Source organism: Janthinobacterium sp. B9-8 (genome assembly GCF_000969645.2).
In the GTDB taxonomy this organism is placed as follows: domain Bacteria; phylum Pseudomonadota; class Gammaproteobacteria; order Burkholderiales; family Chitinibacteraceae; genus Iodobacter.
In genome coordinates this window covers 48,240-67,922 of sequence record NZ_CP014222.1, presented here as the reverse complement: position 1 = coordinate 67,922, position 19,683 = coordinate 48,240, and the positions used below count along the sequence as shown (strand labels likewise).

Here is a 19,683-nt window from a genome sequence, read left to right as displayed (position 1 = left end):
TCTATATGCCAAACCCAAAAGGGAGCAATGTTTTCAAGCAGGAAATCCCTTATATGCACACATTAAATAAATGCGGGTTTTTACTTATCAATATTGCTGACTTATTACAAAAGACAACAAAAAGACCGTAGAAAGAAAAACAATATTATCGTTTTAACTTCATCAGACTCCACTGGTAAATGCCATATCACAAACTAGAATTAAGCGATCCCATTACCCAGTGATAGCGGAGGCTAAAATGAAGCCGCAATTTCCTTTACACCCCTTGGTACTCGCCATTGCAAGCGCCTTACCACTGCTGATGGGTGTGCCGGCCTACGCTAATCCTGAAAACGCAAGAATCATTCATGGCTCGGCGGATATCCAGCAGGTGGGCAAAATGCTCATCATTAAGAACACACCCAACGCGATTATCGAGTGGAAAAAATTCAACATCGCCAATGACGAGGCCACGCGTTTTCAGCAGGAATCCGCCAAAAGCATCGTGCTAAATCGCGTCAGCGGCATCGATCCATCCCAAATTCTGGGCCAGCTCAGCTCGAATGGCCGCGTGTTTCTGATTAACCGCAACGGTCTTTTGGTCGGCAAAGACGCCCGAATTGATACCGCTGGCTTTGTGGCCTCCACGCTCGATATTAAAAATGATGACTTTCTAAATGGCCGTTATCGCTTTGATGGCGATGGCGGAAAAATAGCCGTTGAAGGAATGATACGCAGCCAAGATGGCGATGTTTTCCTGATTTCACCTGATATTAAAAACAGCGGACTCATCGAAGCCAGCAACGGCAATGTGGTGCTTGCTGCTGGCAAATCGGTTGAGATCGTCAGCCTAAGCCTGGAAGGCCTGCGCTTTACCTTACAAGCACCAAGCGATAGTGTAATTAATCTAGGACAGATCAAAGGTGATGCCGTTGGCCTGTTTGCCGGCACCTTAAAACATAGCGGCGAAATCCGTGCCGTGCGTGCCGAACAAGTCGGCGGCAAAGTTTTACTGCGTGCCAGCGATATAATTGAGACCAGCGTAGGCAGCCAAATTACAGCCAATGGCGCAGTGGGCGGGCAAATAACGCTGGATGCAGGCCCAACAGGCACCTTACTCGCCAGCGGGCAGATCAGCGCAACAGGCCTTAAAGGCGGCGATGTGCAGCTACTTGGCAAGCACGTGGGGCTGCTAGATCATGCCATCGTAGATACCAGCGGGCAAAACGCAGGTGGAAGTATTTTATTGGGTGGAGACTATCAAGGGGGAAACTCTTTAGTTTCCAACTCGACCGCCAGTTACACCAGCCCAGAAAGCACTTTGCGCGCCGACGCGATCACTGAAGGCAATGGTGGCAAAGTGATTGTATGGGCAGACGATATAACTAGAGTAAACGGGGAAATCAGCGCCAGGGGCGGCGCTTTAAGCGGTGATGGCGGGCTGGTTGAAACTTCAGGCAAAAAACATTTAGATTTTAATGCCCGTGTGGATACTTCAGCCCCCGCAGGCAAAGCAGGCACATTATTACTAGATCCATATGGCATCAATATTATTTCCGCCTGCCCTAGCCCCGGCCCAAGCCCATGTCCTCCTGCCCCAACAGAAAGTGGTGGCGTTTTTTCTAATACGGCTGCAAACGCAGAAAGCTATTTACTGACCACCGCCATTTCAACTGCGCTGCTAAATAATAATGTGACGGTGCAATCAGAAGGAATCATTACGGTCAGCACCAACTATAGCTATACCTCAAATAACTCTCTCACCCTTCATGCCCAATACCCATCACCGGCCCCAACAGCAGCGATTGATATGAGCAGCTATGCAATTAGCAATTCGGGAACAGGAGATATTATTCTTAAGGCTGATAATGAAAAAATTAATTCTGGTGCAATCTCTACCCAAGGCAATATCACATTTGAAGCTTATGCACTTGAATTAAATGGCGCAATCAGTACCGGCACAGATAAAAAAACGCTGATTAAAGCCAAAAGTTCGCTTAAATTAGGTGGATCAATTGATGATGATAGCTCATCAAGCATGGGTATAAAAACATCCGAGCTTGCAAAAATAAGCGGTAAAAATCTTGAATTCAGAAGTGAAGGCAGCGTTTCCATTCAGGCAGAAGTTGATCGCAGTGGAAAAAACCTGAGTATTTATGGCAAAACCGGCATCAACCAAACGACTCTTAGCCCATCTCCCTCTTATGGCTATATCAAAGCAGATCATTTAACTGTTTCAACCCTAACCCCTGCCCCATCAGGCACGATTAACCCAATTGACCTAGGGCAGGCATTAAACTATATCAATAAAATAAGTGTTAATTCTGAAGGCACGCTCAAGCTAAGAAATGATAATGCACTGGAAATCGCTGCTTTTTCAGACTCAAGTGCCAGCAACTCAAGCTCAGAAATGGGAGACAATAGCTGGATTAAAAATAAAGGTAATATTATCCAATCAGCCCCGATTAGCATTAAAAAAAGAATATCCGACCCACCTTCACCTACTTTCGAACCGGGAGAATTACTGTTACTAGTAGAAAGCGGCAGTATTAACTTAAATAACAGTAGTAACAGCATTGGTAAAGTAACCGCCCAAACAACCACAAGTGGTGCTGGAATTCTTATCAAAAACAATGCTGATTTAAAATTCAGTACGGTCAGTGATCACTCGGCAATTAATCAAAGCGGCATCATTACCAATAATGGCAATGTATCAATAGAAAATTCAGGATCAATTGATTTTGACGGGCTGGAAATTAATGCAGGAACAGGCAATGCTGATTTAATCACCACCGCTAGCAAAACAATTTCAATCCCTAGCAGTAGTGCAACAGGAAAAATAACGGCTGGCAATATTAACTTGCAAGCAGATACTTTTACTTTACAAGTTTCTGATGGGGAAGGCTCTGATTTTTATGCTCGCTTAATCGCCAGTGGCGGCACCGTTAATATTTCACCAACAAGCAACAATACCGCGACCCAAATTGGAGGCAGCAGCCGCAGCGGTTTTGGCTTAACGCAATTAGAGCTGGATAATATCACTGCTAACAAAGTGAAATTAGGAAATAGCAGTCACCTTATTGGCACTGCTAGCATTCACACCCTAGATGTAACTAGCAGCAGCAATGTGGCCATTATTGATCTTTATTCATCAGGTACGATTAGCCAAAGTGGCAGTATTAAAGTCAATGGCCTGGCGGCAAGGGGAACAAGTATTACCCTCAATAATAGCAGTAATGTATTTAATGAAGGCATTGCACTCACCGCCAGTGGTGATATTGATCTTGATTACACAGGCAATTTAGGCATTGGCCTATCAGGTTATGCCGATGGTTTAGCCAGCAGCAATGATATTAGCGTTCGTGCCAGCAATAATTTAACGATTAATAATCTTATTGCAGCAAAAAACTTAAGCCTTACCGCTACGGCAGGAGCGATTAATCAAAGTGCAGGTATTATTCAGGCAAGCAAGCTCACAGCCTCTTCGGCAACAGCATTAAACCTTGGACTGGATAATAAAATAGACACACTGAGCGCCCGTAATACAACGGGCGACATAAAAATTAAAAACAATAAAATACTCAGCGTGAGCAGTCTGAAAAGCAGTGGAAATATTGATTTAAATAGTACGGGAGATATTACGCTTAATGGGGAGCTATCTACTGCAAATACAGCAACACTTAAATCCAACAATATTAGTCAGGCAAGCAGCAGCATTATTACAGTGGGTACTTTAAGCATCGCTGCCTTAGGTACAGTTACACTTGATAAAGAAAACATGATTAGCAAGGCTGCAATTAATAGCAGCAATCTTAATTTAAAAAACAATCAAGCCATTACACTAGAGACCATCAATAGTAATAATGGTGATATAAAAATAACGAACAAGGGCGATATCACGCTCAACGATACGCTTACCGCAAATACTGCGGCAATCACAGCCAGTCAGGGAAATATTAATTTAGCAAGCTCCATCAATACAAAAGCCAGCACATTAAATGCAGCAACAGGCAGCATTAACGAATCAAGCAAGGGAAGCATTAACAGCAACAATTTAAGTATCACAGCCGCAAAGGGTATTTCTCTCGATCAAAGCAATAAAATAGACATTGCCTCACTTAAAACAAGCCAAGGCAATATTGTGCTGAATAATACTAAAATTCTGTCTTTAGCAGAATCAAGTGCCGATCAATTTAAACTTAATAATACCGAAGGCTTAGTACTTACAGGAAATTTAACAGCAAATCAAATTGATTTAACGGCCAACACCATGAGCGATAGCGCCAATGCTAAATTAAGCGGCAATGCAAAGTTAACAGCTACGGGGGATATTGTGCTTAACAATAGCGTTCAAAATATTGGCACGCTCAGCGCGTCAAGCACTGCTGGAGATTTATTATTAAAAAACAACGACACTATTTTATTAAAAGAGATTAAAGCAAGAAGAGTAGATATCAGCACAGAAGGAAAAATAACAGTTGATGGCGCACTGAGCAGTACAGATGCGACTAGGTTGCAATCTGCCAGTGGCATCAGCATTAATAACAGCATCAATAGTAAAAACCTTAATTTAACAACTGATCAACTTAATATGGGTGAAAAAGGCCAGATTGACACCACTGATTTTTTCTATACCCCCAGCACTACAGATACTGTTAAAGTATCTTTAGGCGGCAACACCAGAATCAACTCGGGATTAGAACTAAGCCAGAGCGATTTTGATCGTATAAAAGCCAGCAGAATCATTATTGGCGATGCAAAAGGAAATAAGGTTGGTGATATTTCAATAAAAGGCTTTAATATTGCAAACTCAGATTTATTTATTAATAGCGCAGGCGCATTAAGCCAGGCTACAGGCGGCACAATCACCGCTAAGCTACTCAATGCACAAGCCAGCAGCATTAGCCTTGGCGAAGCCAATACTGTTGACACCTTTGTTCCAAACAGCAATGGCGACATTATTTTTTCTAATACAAAAACACTGGCACTTGGCCCTATTAAAACCGCAGGCTTGCTACGCATCGATACCCAGGGAAATTTAGGATTAAAGGATGGTATATCAGCTAAAAACATTAGCCTTAAAGCAAGTGGGGGAGAAATAAGCAGCCTTGCCAATGGCGTACTTAATGCAGAGACTTTGCTTGCCAGTGCCAGCAAGGGTATTAAGCTCGACAATGCCAACACCATTGATCAGGCTAGTTTAATCAGTAGTGAAGGCGATATCTCATTCAACAATACAAAATCCCTTACTCTTGGAAAAATAAACAGCAGTGGCAATATACAAATCAGAGCGGCGGGTGATTTGAATATAAATGAAGATATTTCCAGCAACAGCATCTCACTTAATAGCGGCGGAAAACTAATCAGCAGTGCAATCATCACTAGCAAACAGCTCAATGCCAAAGCGGGCACAGGAATCACCTTAGATAAAGCCAATAGTTTAGATCAAGTCAAACTTATTAGTGATAGTGGCAATATAATACTTCTTAATAATAAAGAGTTAATTCTGGATGCAAGCAGCACAAGTGGTGATATCCAGATTGGCAGCAATGGTAATTTACTGATTAAAGACAGCCTGACTGGCAATTTAGTCCAGTTTAAAATTATTAACGGCAGCCTGAATGAAGCAGGTGGCGCAAAAGTAAGTGCAAACAAATTGAATGTCGATGCCGAGCTGGGTATTAATTTGCAAGGAAACGCCAACACCATTGATTTGGCAACGCTAAACAGCAAGGGGGATATTACAATTAATAATAGTAAATCTCTTGCTTTAAGCGGTGCAAACAGCGCGGGCCTGATTAATGTAAATGCACTTGGTACATTAATTATAAACAACCAGATTCAAGGCACTGCCGTCAATTTAAAAGCGAATGAGTTACTCGACACGGCCAATAGCCAGATTAACACGGCAAAGCTACAGCTTGATGGGAAAACGCAAATCACACTGGATAAAGGAAATCATAAAATTTCCCAATTAAGCGCAAGAAGTGATGGCAGCTTAACGCTTAATAATAATGCGGATCTTGCCCTGCAAGAAATTAGCACCAAGGGCAATGTACTGATTGATAACCAAGGCACACTCACGGTGAGCGCCCCCCTCAGTGCCGATGATACTTCGCTGATCAGTAATGGGGCATTAAGAGTAAACGGTGCACTTAAATCTACCGGCACAATCAGATTAAGCAGCCGGGACACAGGAAAAAACGATGACAATATTATTCAGAACACGGCTTTAATTGCAGCAGGCGATATCAAAATAAATGCCAATGATAGCTATATTCAGAATGCTGATTTAATTGCAGGTGCCACCACAGCGCAATTAAATAACCAAGGAACACGCCAAGGCGCACAACCGGGAGTGAGTGGCACGACGGGCGAGATTTCTGTTGATGCTACGGTGATTCAAGTCGCCCCTGGCGTGAAAGCTGTTTCTGCCAATGGTGGCGCCATCACCTATGGTAGTAGCAGAACCGTTAGCAATAATATAACTGCCGATCAAATCAAAACCAGCGGGCTAGTCAGCAAAACAGGAAAAAACCCGGATGGGGGCCTGATTTCCAAATTACCAATTAATGCAACAGAAGAGCAGGCAAAACAATTAGTCAAAGTGATTGTCTTGCAAAAACAAGACCAGCAAATTCACTTTCAACTCATTGGAACAGGGCAATTGCCCTTTGAAGCCCAAAAACCCGAAGAAATTGAGCCGCCCAAAGAAACAATCAGGGTTGCCGGAGAAGACGATGCCAACTGCCCTTAAGCTATTGCTTCTTAGTCTTTTAATCCAAGTGCCAAGCTATGCCGCAATTGTGGCTGAAGTTGCCTCGGTGCAAGGTGCAGCGTCTGCTCAGGGTAAGAATGGCGGGCTAAAGCTGATTGGCAGAGGCTCTATTTTAAATGAGGGTGATGAAATCATTACCGCACCCAATAGCCATGCCGTACTTAAATTTAATGACGGCGGACAAATCACCGTCCGCCCTGATACCCGCATGAAGATTGATAGCTTCGCTTTTGGCCAGAATGGCCGTGAAGACAGCATGGTTTTAGGCTTATTTAAAGGCGGTTTACGCGCAGTAACCGGGCTGATTTCCAAACAATCGGCTAATGCCGCCAAAATTCAGACTTCAAGCGCCACCATTGGGATTCGTGGTACAGATTTTGATGCACGGCTTTGCGCAGGTGATTGCGCCCAAGAAGCCAAGCAAGCACCCACTCAGCAAAATAAAGCAGTAGAAGTGGCCGCTGCAGCCAGAGTAGTGAGCTTATCTGGCAAGGCCAACGTAAAAAATAAAGAGGGCGTGGCCCGTATGCTGGCGCAGGGCGGTGCAGTTTATGTGGGGGAACGGGTAGAAACTGCGCCGGATGCGACGGTGGTACTGGCGTTTAGAGACGGCGGCAAAGTGTCTTTGCGTAGCGACACCCAAATGCAGATTGATCGATTTGAATACAAGGCTGAAGTACCTGCTGAAGGTAATTTTGGCGTATCCCTTTTTAAAGGTGGCTTACGCGCGCTCACGGGCTTAATCGGTAAAACCAAACCAGATGCAGTGCAATATAAGACCAAAAGCGCCACGATTGGCATACGCGGTACCGGGGTTGATTTTGAATGCACCGCAGCCTGCGCCGATCCAGAACTACCCGGGATGGATGGCTTTGGTGCCTATGTGTGGGAAGGCAGCATCACCGTAACGCCAATTAGCGGCCCCATTCAGCAACTAAATCCTGGGGAAACGGTATTAATTAAAATTTCCGGCATCTTACGCCCCAGCGTTCCGCCTACCAGCCTTGGCAATATGCCAGCACCACGGCCAGATACCATCCCTGTTGATCTGAAACTCTTATTTGGCCAAGCCGAGGGAAATAACGAAATGCCCGGCCTCTATGTACACGTCCGCGACGGCAATGTTAGTCTTACTGACAATACGAGCCAGCAAGTACTATTTTTAGGGAAAGATGAGACAGGCTTTTCAAACAAAAATAGCCCTATTCGCTTACGTGAGCTACCCGTATTTATTGAGTTTGATAAAACACCCATCGGCATAGTCAAGATTCCGCTACGCGACATGCTCAGCAAAAATGGCATTCCCTCCAACCTTGGCTGCAAACCTGGTGTTGCCAAATAAACGAGAGCTACTGCGCGCTATGAAATTTCGCCATTTTTTACCTGCCAGCCTCCTCGCTAGCATAATTTCAGGCCTTGTATTAGCCGAGGAGCCACTCTTTAACGTGACAGCCTACCAGGTAAAAGGTGAAAACCCGCTTTCTGCCGAGGCCAGCAGCCAGCTCTTACAAACCTATTTAGGCAATAACCGCTCGCTAAGCGATTTACAACAAGCAGCCAGCGCACTTGAATCCGCTTTACGCGAACGTGGGCATGGTTTTTTACGCGTCACCTTACCGCCGCAAGAAGCATCAGGCATTATCACTTTAGAAGTGCTGAGCTTCAAACTCAGTAAAGTCACACTCAAAAACACGCTCTTTTTTGATGAAGAAAATCAGCGCAACAGCCTGCCCGCACTGCAAGAAGGCGGCTCACCTAATTTTCAGGCGATGACCACACAGCTGGTCATCGCCAATGAAAACCCAAGCAAGCAGACCAATATCACTTTTAAAGAAGGCGAAACCGATAGCATTGAAGCCATCATCGATACCCAGCAGCAAAAACCATGGAGTGTTTTTGTTTCCGGTAATAACTCTGGCTCGGATGATAACGGCCGCTTGCGTCTGTCTTTGGGATTGCAGCACGCCAATTTATTTAACAGTGATCATGTTGCCACAATCAGCTACTCCACCGCCCCTAGCCAACCCGATAATGTCAGCCAGTACGGTGTGTTTTACCGCATGCCCTTCTATAGCCTTGGCGGCAGCCTAGCTGCCTACTATGCACAATCAAAAGTCGATTCCGGTAGCTTAGGTGAAGGTTTAATCATCACGGGTAAAGGTGAATCGGGCGGGCTGCGCTACACCCACCATCTACCTATGGACGGACAATACCGCTCGCAAATTGAAGTGGCGCTCGACGATAAACTATTCCGCGGCACGGATGTGTCTGGCGTTGGCCAGCTCAGCCCCGATGTACGCAGCCGGCCACTCACACTGGCTTATAACGGCCACTGGCAAAGTGAAGATATCGAAATCAATATTGGTCTTGATTACAGCCACAATCTACCATCAGGCTACGGCAACGATGATGAAGCCTATCAGGCCAACCGCAGCGGCGCGCATAGCAATTGGCAGGCATGGCATGGCAAGGCCGAAGGACTGTACCGCTTTGCTGGCGATTGGCAAGCCACACTTAAATTAAGCGGCCAGTTTGCCAGTGAAGCACTAATCTCTGGCGAGCAATTTGCCCTGGGCGGCAGCAGCTCTCTGCGTGGGGTAAGCGATCGCAGCGCCACCGGCGATAGCGGCGTGCAAGGCACTTTTGAAATCAGCACGCCCAAATTTTTTGAGGGCTTACGCCTGCTTAGCTTTATCGACGCAGGCGCCATTCACCGCCGCTCTCCCGAAGCGGGAACCAACAGCCAAGAAGTCCTCGGCAGCATCGGGTTGGGATTACGCTGGCAAATTCAGGATTGGGGATTAATCAGCGCAGACTGGGGATATATCGCAGACGGCAGCGGCTCCCCCAAAATAGAGCGCGGCGAAAGCTTTGGGCACTTTGGGTTTTATTTGAAGTATTGATCAAAAAGCAAAAAGGCCTGTAGACACAGAGAACATAGAGCTAAAAAGCAGAACACTGAGAAAACCTAAAAACGAGTTAAAACAGTTCTAATCAATTAGAGCCATTGCTAGGTTTTATCCGTGTAACTCCGTATTTCGAGACTTGTGTTTTCCCCCTCAAGTAGTGATCACTATTTTGGGGGTTCTCTGTGGGCTCTGTGTTCTCAGCAATCTCTGTGTCTACAGATCTTTTGCCTTAGCCCGACTCGCAGGCTGGCGTTTACATACCCGATATTGCAAGCGGCTTAGATCGGCCACATGCTCGCCATCGGCCTCTACGACTAGAATCTCTGCCGCAATTGCGCCAAAATCGGCCCGAAAATGCACGCTGCTTTTTAAAATTAAGACAGGTACCTCACTAGGCTCAACGCCCAAGTGCCGGAACATCGCCTGATCTGCCGCCTGCTGCTTGCGGCTGCTCACCAGCACCGTCACCCCCTGATATTCCAAGCGTGCCATCTGCCCCAGATCCATTTGGCAGCCTGAATAAAAAGGTCCCGTTGCAGCAAACTGCCCATTGCCAAGGCCCGACACCTTCCACTCGCCATCCGCAGAGCAATCCGCTCTTCCTATGGCACGGTGCAAAACGGCCCCTACGCCTGCCACATGCGCCGCTTTTGCAGTCGCTGGATCGCATAAAATACCAAGCGCCACCGCGGGTATTTGAGCACTAAGACAATCAGCAATAATTCCCGCCGCATCGCTACCTGCGCCCCCACCGGGGTTGTCGCAAGTGTCGGCAAGCACAATTGTATGGCCTGCACGAGCATGCTCGCGCGCGTACTCCAAAGCGGCATGCGGCTGCCATAATCGGCCGTCAAATTCTGCTTCGGCGCTTTCCACGGCTCTCGCCAAAGCGGCCGCAACACAGTGAGCCACGTCGGCCTGATGCGCATAGACCAGCACCGCAGGGCCGCCATCGGCCACATCGGCCAAAGGAAAACCGGGAAAGAAACTCACGCTCACTATATCGCCCACTTCGGCCTGCTCGGCCGCCTGCATCAGCCGGGCAACAGGCTCGATCAATGAACACTGCCAGGGCATAGAAATTAAAAATGACAGTTGCACAAAAGCAGAATACAGCTGCTCACCCGCAAGGAGGCGCTGCAACAAGCCCACCGCCCTTGCCCCGGTTTCAGCCATATCCACATGTGGATAGCTGCGATAGCCGACCAAGGCACTGGCCGAACTCACCATCAAAGGACTGACATTGGCATGAAAATCCAGCGAGGCCACGATGGGGATTTGCTCACCCAATAAGGCGCGAGTACGGCGCAGCCATTCGCCATCGCCATCGTCATAACTCTCAGTCACCAAAGCGCCGTGCAAATCTAAATACACGCCATCCAGCGGCCCCGCTTTTAAAAGAGCAGACTCAAACATCGTCCATAGCGCTTCAAACGCCGCATCCTCAACCCGCCCACTAGGGTTGGCCGAAGCCCAAAGCAGCGGCAAAACTTGTAAACCGCCCACCTCCAGCGCGGCAATCGCCCCCGCCAAAGGCAAATTAGCCCCCGCCACCGCGGCAAAAACCGCCTCCCCCTGAGTCAAACCCGGCCAAGCATCGGCCTCAATAAAATGAGCCATCGTGGTGGGCATACTGACAAAGGTATTGGTTTCATGCTGAATACCCGCTACCGCAATACGCTGCATACCTGCTCCAGTGGGGGAAATACGTGGGCTTTGCCCGTTAGCAACGCAAAGTCAAAAAGACCTTTGTATTAGTGCCTTCGGCACGGTATTTAGGTGCGGGATTCCCCCGCGAAGTATTTGATTTCTGCTTCGCCAGAAATCCTAGTACGCAAAGAAGGCGACCCCACGAAACACGAAGGCCCCTGCTGCGCTCCAATCGAGTCGGCGGCGGCGGGATTGGCTGGATCCTCCTCCCAAGCGCCCCCCGCCCCGCTTGTTCCTCGTTTCGGCGTGCTTCAAGGGGTGACTTAAGCCCCGGGCTACCAACTGCGATATGAATCCTAATTGTTGGGTTTTGAAATACTTAAAACCTAGAAAACAACATAACTCAAGGCTTGTTTTTCTCCGTGAAACTCCGTGTTCTCTGTGACCTCCGTGGTCCAAGATTTGGGTTTGGCAGCCCCCCCCCCCCCAAACTTCTACAACAAGCCATCCAAAGCCGCCGCGCAAATACCGCGATATTGCTGTGGAGTAAAAGGAATCGGGTTAGTGCCATGAGCGCCATCGGCCACAGCGGCCTCGCCTATGGTTTCCAAGCAGGACTCATCTATACTTATGCTTTTGAGCGTGTGCGGAATGCCCACTTCCTCTCTAAGGCGTAGCACCCAATCTAAGAATGCAGCAAATGAGGGATTCGGCAGGCCTAGGTAGCGGGCGGCGGCGGTGATGCGCTCGTCGATGGCGGCCTGATTGGCTTTTAAAACATAGGGCATCAGGATGGCGTTGAGCATGCCGTGATGGGCATCGAAGCGCGCACCCAGCGGATGGGCCAGCGCATGCATCGCCCCCAGCCCGCGCTGAAATGCCGTTGCTCCCATGCTGGAGGCCACCAGCATTTGCATCCTCGCCTCAAGATCTGTGCCATCGGCAACGGCACGCGGTAGCCATTCGCGTACTAGCTGCATCCCTTCTAAGGCAATGCCGCTAGCCATGGGGTGATAAAACGGCGAGCAGTAGGCTTCTAAACTATGGCTGAGTGCATCCATACCTGTTGCAGCCGTCAGCTTGGCGGACAGGCCAGTGCTGAGCACTGGGTCCAAAATCACGATGGCAGGCAGCATGCGCGGGTGAAAAATAATCTTCTTGGCGTGCTCTGCTTCATGAGTAATCACCGAAGCCCGCCCCACTTCAGAGCCAGTGCCTGCGGTAGTAGGAATCGCCACCAAGGGCGCCATGCCTTCGGTTTTAATTCTTAGCCAGTTGTCCCCTTCATCCACATAATCCCAAAGCGGCCCGCTCTGCCCAACCATCATCGCCACCGCTTTGGCCGCGTCCAGAGCCGAGCCGCCACCAAGCGCAATCACGCCATCAAAACCGCCCTCCCGATAAGCCGCCACCCCGTCGGCCACATTTTGCCCGGTGGGGTTGCCCTTAATCTGGTGAAACAGACCCGCATGCAAATCTGCCCCATCCAGTAAAGTCATCGTGCTAAGTACGGGCGACAAAGTGGCCAAGCCCGGATCAGTAATCAGCAGCGGTTTTTTAATGCCTAAAGATCGCGCTAACTGAGGCAGATCCCTCACCCGCCCCACGCCACATTTCACATTGGTGGGGTAATTCCAATTTACGGTGTAGCGATCGAGATTCATTTAAGTATCCTGTTTAGGAATAGTGCCTTCGGCACGTTGATTTAGGTGCGGGCGTCCCGCTGGACCTTCCTTTCTTGCGCGGCCAAGAAACGAAGCCAAAGAAGGCCGCCCCGGCGTCTGCGCCCCGCTTCGCGGGGTTCCCTCGCTGCGGATAAACGAGTCGGCGTCAATTCAACTCGCTTCGCTCAAACACGAATTGACGAAAGCCCCGCCCCGTTTATTCCTCGCTCGGCTGGTCTCAGGGGGACTTAAGCCCCACATCAACCATCGACTTATCGCTTCAATTTTCGTAGGTTGGGTTAGCAGCCTTATCGCGTAACCCAACATTTTTTGGAGCTTAGGTGTTGGATTACGCAGGTTTAGCCACCTAAAACCAGAGAAAAACCCACTAGCCCAAGAAGCTATGAACCTTAAACACGAAAAATAAAGCTCAATTCAAAATGGTTTTCCTCCGTGAAACTCCGTGTTCTCTGTGTCCTCCGTGGTTCAGGATCTGGGTTTACTCAATACCGTCAGATATCACATTTGCTTCAAATGAAACGACTTCGGCCTCGTCAGGTAGTCGTAGCCCAGCACCGATAAAGTCGCTCCTCGCCCTGTTTGTTTAATACCCGTCCAAGGCAAAGCGGGGTCTAGGTAATCGCAGCGGTTCATAAAAAAGGTACCGCATTCCAGCTGATAGCCTAAGCTTAGTGCCACGTTTTCATCGCGGCTAAATACAGCTGAAGTCAGGCCGTAGGGGCTGTCGTTCATTAGGCGGATGGCTTCTTCGTCGTTTTTCACCGGCATGATGCCGACTACAGGGCCAAAGCATTCGTCGGCCATCAGCTGCATCTGGTGATTAACGCCGGTAAAGATCCTCGGGGCCAGATAAGCGCCTTTGCCATCATCCAGCTTAAAGCGGCGGGTATCGACGATTTGGCTGGCGCCTTTGGCCAGTGCATCGGCTTCTACCACTCGCACCGCATTGGCGGCGGCCACTCGTACCACGGGGCCAAGGGTGGTAGCTGCATCCAGCGGATTTCCCAGTACATATTGCTCGGTCAGCGCAAGGGCGCGGTCGACAAACTCCTGATACACAGACTGGTGCACATAGATACGCTGAGTACCGCAGCAGCTTTGCCCAGAGTTAAAAAATGCGCCATCGACCAGCGTATCCACGGCATGAGCAAGATCGGCATCACTGCGAACCAGCGCCGCATCATTGCCGCCTAGCTCCAAACCCACGCCGATAAATCGCCCTGCCGCAGCTTGCTCTACAGCAATGCCGCCTGCTACCGAGCCGGTAAAACAAACATGCTTGATTTCTTTAGCCTGAATCAGCTTTTGCGTACTAGCGTGATCGGTGTGCAAATACTGGAACACGCCGGCAGGCAAGCCGGCAGCCACAAAGGCAGCGTGGATTTGCTCCGCACAAAGCGGGGTTTGCGCAGAATGTTTTAAGATCACCGTATTGCCCGCCATCAGTGCAGGAATAATCGCGTTCACCGCGGTCAGTAGCGGGTAATTCCACGGTGCGACTACCAGCACCACGCCCAGCGCTTCACGGCGGATAAAGCGATTAAAACCATCAATCGGCGCGGGTCGGATATCGGCTAGTGCCTCGGGCGCAATCGCCATCATATGCCGCGCTCGGGTATCAAAGCCGACCACTTCATTGGGCGAATAGCGAATGGGCCTGCCAATCTGGCGGCTGATGGCCTCGGCAATCGCATCTTTATTGGCGGAAAAAGCATCCACCGCACGGCTCAGTACCGCCGCACGCTCGACCAGAGAAACCTGTCGCCAATCCCGCTGGGCAATCTTGGCACGGCGCAAAGTGGCCGCAATATGGTGCTCATCGGCATAAGCCCGCCGCGCCACTTCGCTACCATCGATAGGACTAATCGTGATCAGTTCAGACATAGCTACTCCGAGTGGATGGAATGTTTTTTAAAAGAGGCTAAAAAAAGTTCTGTAGACACAGAGAACAAGCGAGCACACAAAGAACACAGAGAAAACTAAAGCTTGAGAAAAACTTCAGAAACAAGGTTTTCTCCGTAAAACTCTGTGTTCTCTGCAGCATCGAGGGTTCAAGGTTTAGCCAGCTGGCGTACTGCGCTTTCGCTGAACAACTCTTCGAGTTGCACGCAGAGCTTAGAGTACGCCCTACCGCTTTTAACTCGTTTTTCTCTGTGTACTCTGAGTTCTTCCCGCCCTCTGTGTCCACAGATCTTTTTAAACCTTAGATAATTTCAAAATAGCGTTTTAATTCCCAATCCGTTACATGTTTGCGGAATTCTCTTTCTTCCCATTCACGGGTGGCGGTGAAGTGCTCTACAAAAGGCGAGCCAAACAGGCTGCGGGCGGCTTCCGATGTTTTGAGGCGTTTTGCTGCGTCCCCAAGTGAATTGGGCAGGTGCAAGCGGTCGGGAAAGGTTTGCGTATAGGCATTGCCCTCCACCATGGCTTCCGGCTCCCACTCATGCTCAATCCCGTAAAGACCAGCGCCTAAGGCTGCGGCCAGTGCCAGATAAGGATTGGCATCGGCCGAACCGATTCGCACCTCGATACGTTGCGATTTGGCCGATCCAGGAATAAGCCGCAGTGCGGTGGTACGGTTTTCTAAGCCCCAGGTCGCATCGAGTGGTGCCCAATAACCCGGCACTAAGCGGGTATAGCTATTTACGGTTTGGGCAAACATCGCCATAAATTCGGGCAGCAAACGCTGCACACCCGCCAGGAAATGCCGCTGCGTTTTGCTCATATTGTGCGGCTGGGTAGGATCATAAAACACCGATTTACCACTATTGATCTCATTTAAAGACAAATGAATATGGCCGCTTTGCCCCGGCAATTCATGCGACCACTTAGCCATAAAGGTCGCCATTAAATTATTTTGCTGAGCCAGCACCTTACAGAAGGTCTTAAACAGGAAAGCTTTATCTCCTGCACTACTGGCTTCATCCACGCCGATTGCGGCTTCCAGCACTCCGGGGCCGGTTTCGGTATGCAGGCCCTCGATGCCCATATCCATGGTTTCGCTGAGTTTCAGCAGCTGATGATAGAAATCGGCGTTGACCGTACTACGCAAAATAGAATAACCAAAATAGCCGGGCGTCCATGGGATCAGGTTCTGATAATTCTTAGCCCTGACCGACTCAGGCGTTTCTTTAAACACAAAGAATTCGTATTCCAGCGCGGAATAAGCCAGATAGCCCATGTCTGCGGCTTTTTTAACGATGCGGCTTAAAAGCTGGCGCGGGCAGATGGCTTCGGCATCGCCGCTGAATTCACCCAGGAAAAACAGCATCGGCTTGCCATCGACCATTTCCAGCGGCAATTCACGGCAGCTCTCGGGAATAATATGCGCCTGAGCATCGGGGTAAGCAGTGTGCCAGCCGGTGTATTGCACATTGTCGTAAAGCTGATCGTTGGAATCCCAGCCCAACACCACATTACAGAAGCTTAAGCCGCCTTTTAGTATGGAAATAAATTTCTCTTTGGAAACATATTTTCCCCGCATCACGCCATCGATATCGGATATCCCCACCTTGATATGCGAAAGCCCGCTGGCTTCGACAACGGCGATGGCATCTTCGATTGTTTTCACTTCACGAGCTTGCATATTGATCCCCTGATGCGGTGTGCGTGAGAGTGGGTATTTACCCACTTCAGTCTTAAGTGCCTTCGGCACGGTGTTTAGGTGCGGGAGCCCCGCTCGACCTTCCTTTCTTGTGTGGCCAAGAAACGAAGCCAAAGAAGGCCACCCCGGCGCTTGTTCCTCGCTCGGCTGGACTAAGGGGAGAATAAAAGCCCCGTGCTACGAGCCGCGCAAAACAACCGATTGCTCATTTTGAAAAAATTCAAAACGCTTTTCCCCGTGAAACTCCGTGTGTCCTGTGGCGTCCGTGGTTCAAGACCTGGGTTTTAGTGTTGGCCTTACTTCACGGCATCCCCCACTGTTTGTAGCATTTCATCATGCGGTGCATCTTCTCTGGCTTGGCGGGTAGCCAGAAAGTAAACATAGCCGCCGACCATAAAACCAATAAAAATCGCGAAAATAGTGGTGTTAAAGTAGATCATCGCCACGAGTGCAACTAAGGCTAGAACCAGCGCCACTAAAGGGAAGAAAGGATAGAAAGGTACGGAGTAAGGGCGGTCTAGCTGTGGTTCGCTACGGCGTAATTTAAACAGCGATGCCATTGAGATGATGTACATCACGATGGCACCAAATACCGACATGGTGATAATCGCCGCAGTCAGCGACATGCCTTGCAGCTGGATCACCGAATCGGCATAAATGGCCGCCACGCCCACTACGCCGCCCGCCAGAATAGCCCAGTGCGGGGTTTGAAAGCGCTGATTCACGCTAGCCAAGACGCCGGGTAAATACCCTGCCCGGCCAAGGGCATAAATCTGCCGTGAGTAGCCCATGATAATGCCGTGAAAAGAAGCGATCAGCCCGAATAAGCCAATCCACACCAGCATATGCAACCAGCCTGAATCTGCCCCTACCACCATTTGCATCGCCTTAGGCAAAGGCTCGTTGATATTGGCCAGCTGCCGCCAATCGCCCACTCCACCAGCAAAGACCATTACGCCAATGGCGAGGAAAACTAGGGTAAGTATCCCGCTGATATAGGCACGGGGAATGGTTTTGCGCGGATCTTCTGCCTCTTCCGCCGCCATCGCCGCACCTTCAATGGCCAGAAAAAACCAGATCGCAAACGGAATCGCTGCAAACATGCCGCTATAGGAGGCGCTACTAAATTGATCCGCCCCCGACCAGCCATGCGCTGCAAAGTTGGCCCAAGAAAAGCCCGGAGCCACGACGCCCATAAACACCAGCAATTCTAAAATTGCCAAAATAGTGACGCAAAGCTCAAAGGTGGCGGCGATGGTGACGCCAATAACATTCAAAAACATAAACACGAGGTACGCCCCCAGCGCCGCGTGCTTGGGGTCCAATCCCGGAAACTGCACACCAAGATACGCACCAATCGCTAGTGCAATGGCGGGCGGGGCAAATACAAATTCGATCAGGGTGGCCATGCCAGCGATATAACCACCAGTTGGACCAAAAGCGCGCCTTGCGTAGGCAAAGGGGCCGCCCGCATGGGGAATCGATGTGGTCAGCTCGGTGTAGCTAAAAATAAAAGTGGTATACATGGCCGCAATCACCAAGGAGGTGATCATAAAACCCAGAGTCCCTGCCTTATCCCAACCATAGCTCCAGCCAAAATACTCACCCGAAATCACCAGCCCCACCGCAATACCCCAGAGGTGGATGGTTTTGAGCGAGCGTTTAAGCTCCCGTTTAACTTCTGCCATGATGTTTCCTTTATTAAAAAGTGAAAGCACACGCACACAGAAAAATTGAATGAAAGGCTGGATGTCAGTTTATGACTGGGGAATTTAAAGCGACAACAACTATCGTTTTAGCTTATTTATTACTATTGCTTACACTTATCTTTGCGCGATGCAGCAATAGTCTTTCAAAATGGAGAGAGGATAGGAATACTAGGCTAGTCATGTGCAGCGCCACTTTTGTAGGGCGGGTGAAACCCGCGTACTTTTCAGCCTTGCTCGCGGGTTGCACCCGCCCTACGAATAACGTTTCACTTAAGTTGACAGGATCGGGTTGCAGCCGCCCTACAATTTTTTATATAAAAATCACTTCAACGTGGTAAATCGCCCAACACGATTCGGGGGTGTAGCCAAGGTGCGGCGTTGGCCAGCACGGGTAGGTAGCGCTCTTGCATCAGGGCGATGCTGTCGTCGGCGAGTAACTCGGGCAGATTGCCTAGCTCGCCGCTTCTGGCAAGTAGCGTTAGCTCGCGGGTGAATTCGCCCTCAGGCACGGGCAGGCATTGCACTTCGCCCGTTTTAATTCCGCCTTGCAGCAGGCAAAGTGGCGTGGTCAGCGTCCAGCCCAGACCCGCTTTGACCATTTGCAAAATGGCATAGGAATTATCAAGCTCCATCCGTAATGGCGGATGAATACTCCATTCTTGCAGCTTGTTTTCTATGGTGCGGCCGATCACGGTGGATGGGTTGTAGCGGATAAAATCCAGTGCGGCAGCCAAGGTGCGCAAACTGCTAACCGGCCCTTTAAAATCCAGCGGTAGCACTAAAATAAAAGGCTCTCGCAGCAGGCGTCGACGGAAAAGCTCGGGGTGATTGGGTACTGCATCATCAGACAAAATAATATCTACCCGCCGATTAAGCAGGGCATCGGCATGCAGATGTGATTGGCCGGTCACCATAGACCAATGCGCGGTGCGGCGCTTAATGGCGGCTACCAGCTCTTTGCCTACGCTGATGGCTAAAGAATCGACCAAAGCAATCCGCACATGTTTCAGCGGCGTGGCTTCCTGGCGGCGAAACTCTAGGCTGACACGGCGGGCATCGCCCAATAAACGATCGGCCTGCTCATAAAACTTACGCCCCAGCGGGGTGAGCATCGGTGGGCGTTGCGAGCGATCGAGTAGCTGCACATGCAATTGCGCTTCTAAATTGGCGATGCTTTGTGACACCGACGATTGCGTCATGCCAAGGCGCTGGCCAGCAGCTGTCATTCCACCCGCTTCAACAATTGCGGCAAACACTTCCAGGCTTTTTAAATCAAAACCAATCGGACTTGCGGCCATGTGATTCCTCTTGAAGGATCAAAGCAGTGAGGAACACGCTATATAGAAACAGTTGAGCCTCGGAAAGCGGT

At 49.5% G+C, this 19,683-nt stretch carries 9 protein-coding genes; 3 read left to right on the top strand and 6 right to left on the bottom strand.

Annotation, left to right across the window (positions count from 1 at the left end):
- The first annotated feature begins 238 nt into the window (after positions 1–238).
- From VN23_RS00255 to VN23_RS00245, 3 genes are all read left to right on the top strand, one after another.
- A complete protein-coding gene (locus tag VN23_RS00255) occupies positions 239–6,736 on the top strand; it encodes a two-partner secretion domain-containing protein (RefSeq protein WP_046350264.1) in 6,498 nt (2,165 codons plus the stop codon).
- Positions 6,720–8,099, top strand: a complete 1,380-nt coding sequence (locus VN23_RS00250; RefSeq protein ID WP_052746395.1) for a FecR family protein — start codon at positions 6,720–6,722, stop codon at positions 8,097–8,099. Before VN23_RS00255 ends, VN23_RS00250 begins: the two co-directional genes overlap by 17 nt.
- Before the next feature lie 103 nt (positions 8,100–8,202).
- Complete coding sequence (locus VN23_RS00245; protein ID WP_197432987.1) at positions 8,203–9,660, top strand: ShlB/FhaC/HecB family hemolysin secretion/activation protein; 1,458 nt, start codon at positions 8,203–8,205, stop codon at positions 9,658–9,660.
- 219 nt (positions 9,661–9,879) lie between these two features.
- Here the strand turns inward: VN23_RS00245 and VN23_RS00240 are convergent, their stop codons facing one another.
- From VN23_RS00240 to VN23_RS00215, 6 genes are all read right to left on the bottom strand, one after another.
- Positions 9,880–11,352 carry a M81 family metallopeptidase gene (locus VN23_RS00240; protein ID WP_046350266.1) on the bottom strand — a complete coding sequence of 491 codons (1,473 nt, stop codon included), beginning with the start codon at positions 11,350–11,352 and terminating at the stop codon, positions 9,880–9,882.
- 458 nt (positions 11,353–11,810) lie between these two features.
- The gene (locus VN23_RS00235; protein WP_046350267.1) at positions 11,811–12,980 is read right to left on the bottom strand and encodes an iron-containing alcohol dehydrogenase; all 1,170 of its coding nucleotides are present in this window, start codon (positions 12,978–12,980) and stop codon (positions 11,811–11,813) included.
- A 519-nt stretch (positions 12,981–13,499) separates the two neighbouring features.
- Entirely contained in the window at positions 13,500–14,885 is a 1,386-nt protein-coding gene (locus VN23_RS00230; RefSeq protein WP_046350268.1) for an aldehyde dehydrogenase family protein, read from the bottom strand.
- Positions 14,886–15,204: 319 nt separating this feature from the next.
- Positions 15,205–16,587, bottom strand: a complete 1,383-nt coding sequence (locus VN23_RS00225; protein ID WP_046350269.1) for a glutamine synthetase family protein — start codon at positions 16,585–16,587, stop codon at positions 15,205–15,207.
- A 314-nt stretch (positions 16,588–16,901) separates the two neighbouring features.
- The gene (eat, locus tag VN23_RS00220) at positions 16,902–18,293 is read right to left on the bottom strand and encodes an ethanolamine permease (RefSeq protein ID WP_046350270.1); all 1,392 of its coding nucleotides are present in this window, start codon (positions 18,291–18,293) and stop codon (positions 16,902–16,904) included.
- A 347-nt stretch (positions 18,294–18,640) separates the two neighbouring features.
- Positions 18,641–19,612 carry a LysR family transcriptional regulator gene (locus tag VN23_RS00215; RefSeq protein ID WP_046350271.1) on the bottom strand — a complete coding sequence of 324 codons (972 nt, stop codon included), beginning with the start codon at positions 19,610–19,612 and terminating at the stop codon, positions 18,641–18,643.
- Between the last annotated feature and the right edge of the window lie 71 nt (positions 19,613–19,683).

Excerpts from the sequence above, each read along its gene's own strand:
- VN23_RS00250 (WP_052746395.1), top strand. The coding sequence starts at position 6,720 with ATGCCAACTGCCCTTAAGCTATTGCTTCTTAGTCTTTTAATCCAAGTG.
- VN23_RS00255 (WP_046350264.1), top strand. The coding sequence starts at position 239 with ATGAAGCCGCAATTTCCTTTACACCCCTTGGTACTCGCCATTGCAAGC.
- VN23_RS00215 (WP_046350271.1), bottom strand. The coding sequence starts at position 19,612 with ATGGCCGCAAGTCCGATTGGTTTTGATTTAAAAAGCCTGGAAGTGTTT.
- VN23_RS00230 (WP_046350268.1), bottom strand. The coding sequence starts at position 14,885 with ATGTCTGAACTGATCACGATTAGTCCTATCGATGGTAGCGAAGTGGCG.
- VN23_RS00225 (WP_046350269.1), bottom strand. The coding sequence starts at position 16,587 with ATGCAAGCTCGTGAAGTGAAAACAATCGAAGATGCCATCGCCGTTGTC.
- VN23_RS00235 (WP_046350267.1), bottom strand. The coding sequence starts at position 12,980 with ATGAATCTCGATCGCTACACCGTAAATTGGAATTACCCCACCAATGTG.
- VN23_RS00240 (WP_046350266.1), bottom strand. The coding sequence starts at position 11,352 with ATGCAGCGTATTGCGGTAGCGGGTATTCAGCATGAAACCAATACCTTT.
- eat (WP_046350270.1), bottom strand. The coding sequence starts at position 18,293 with ATGGCAGAAGTTAAACGGGAGCTTAAACGCTCGCTCAAAACCATCCAC.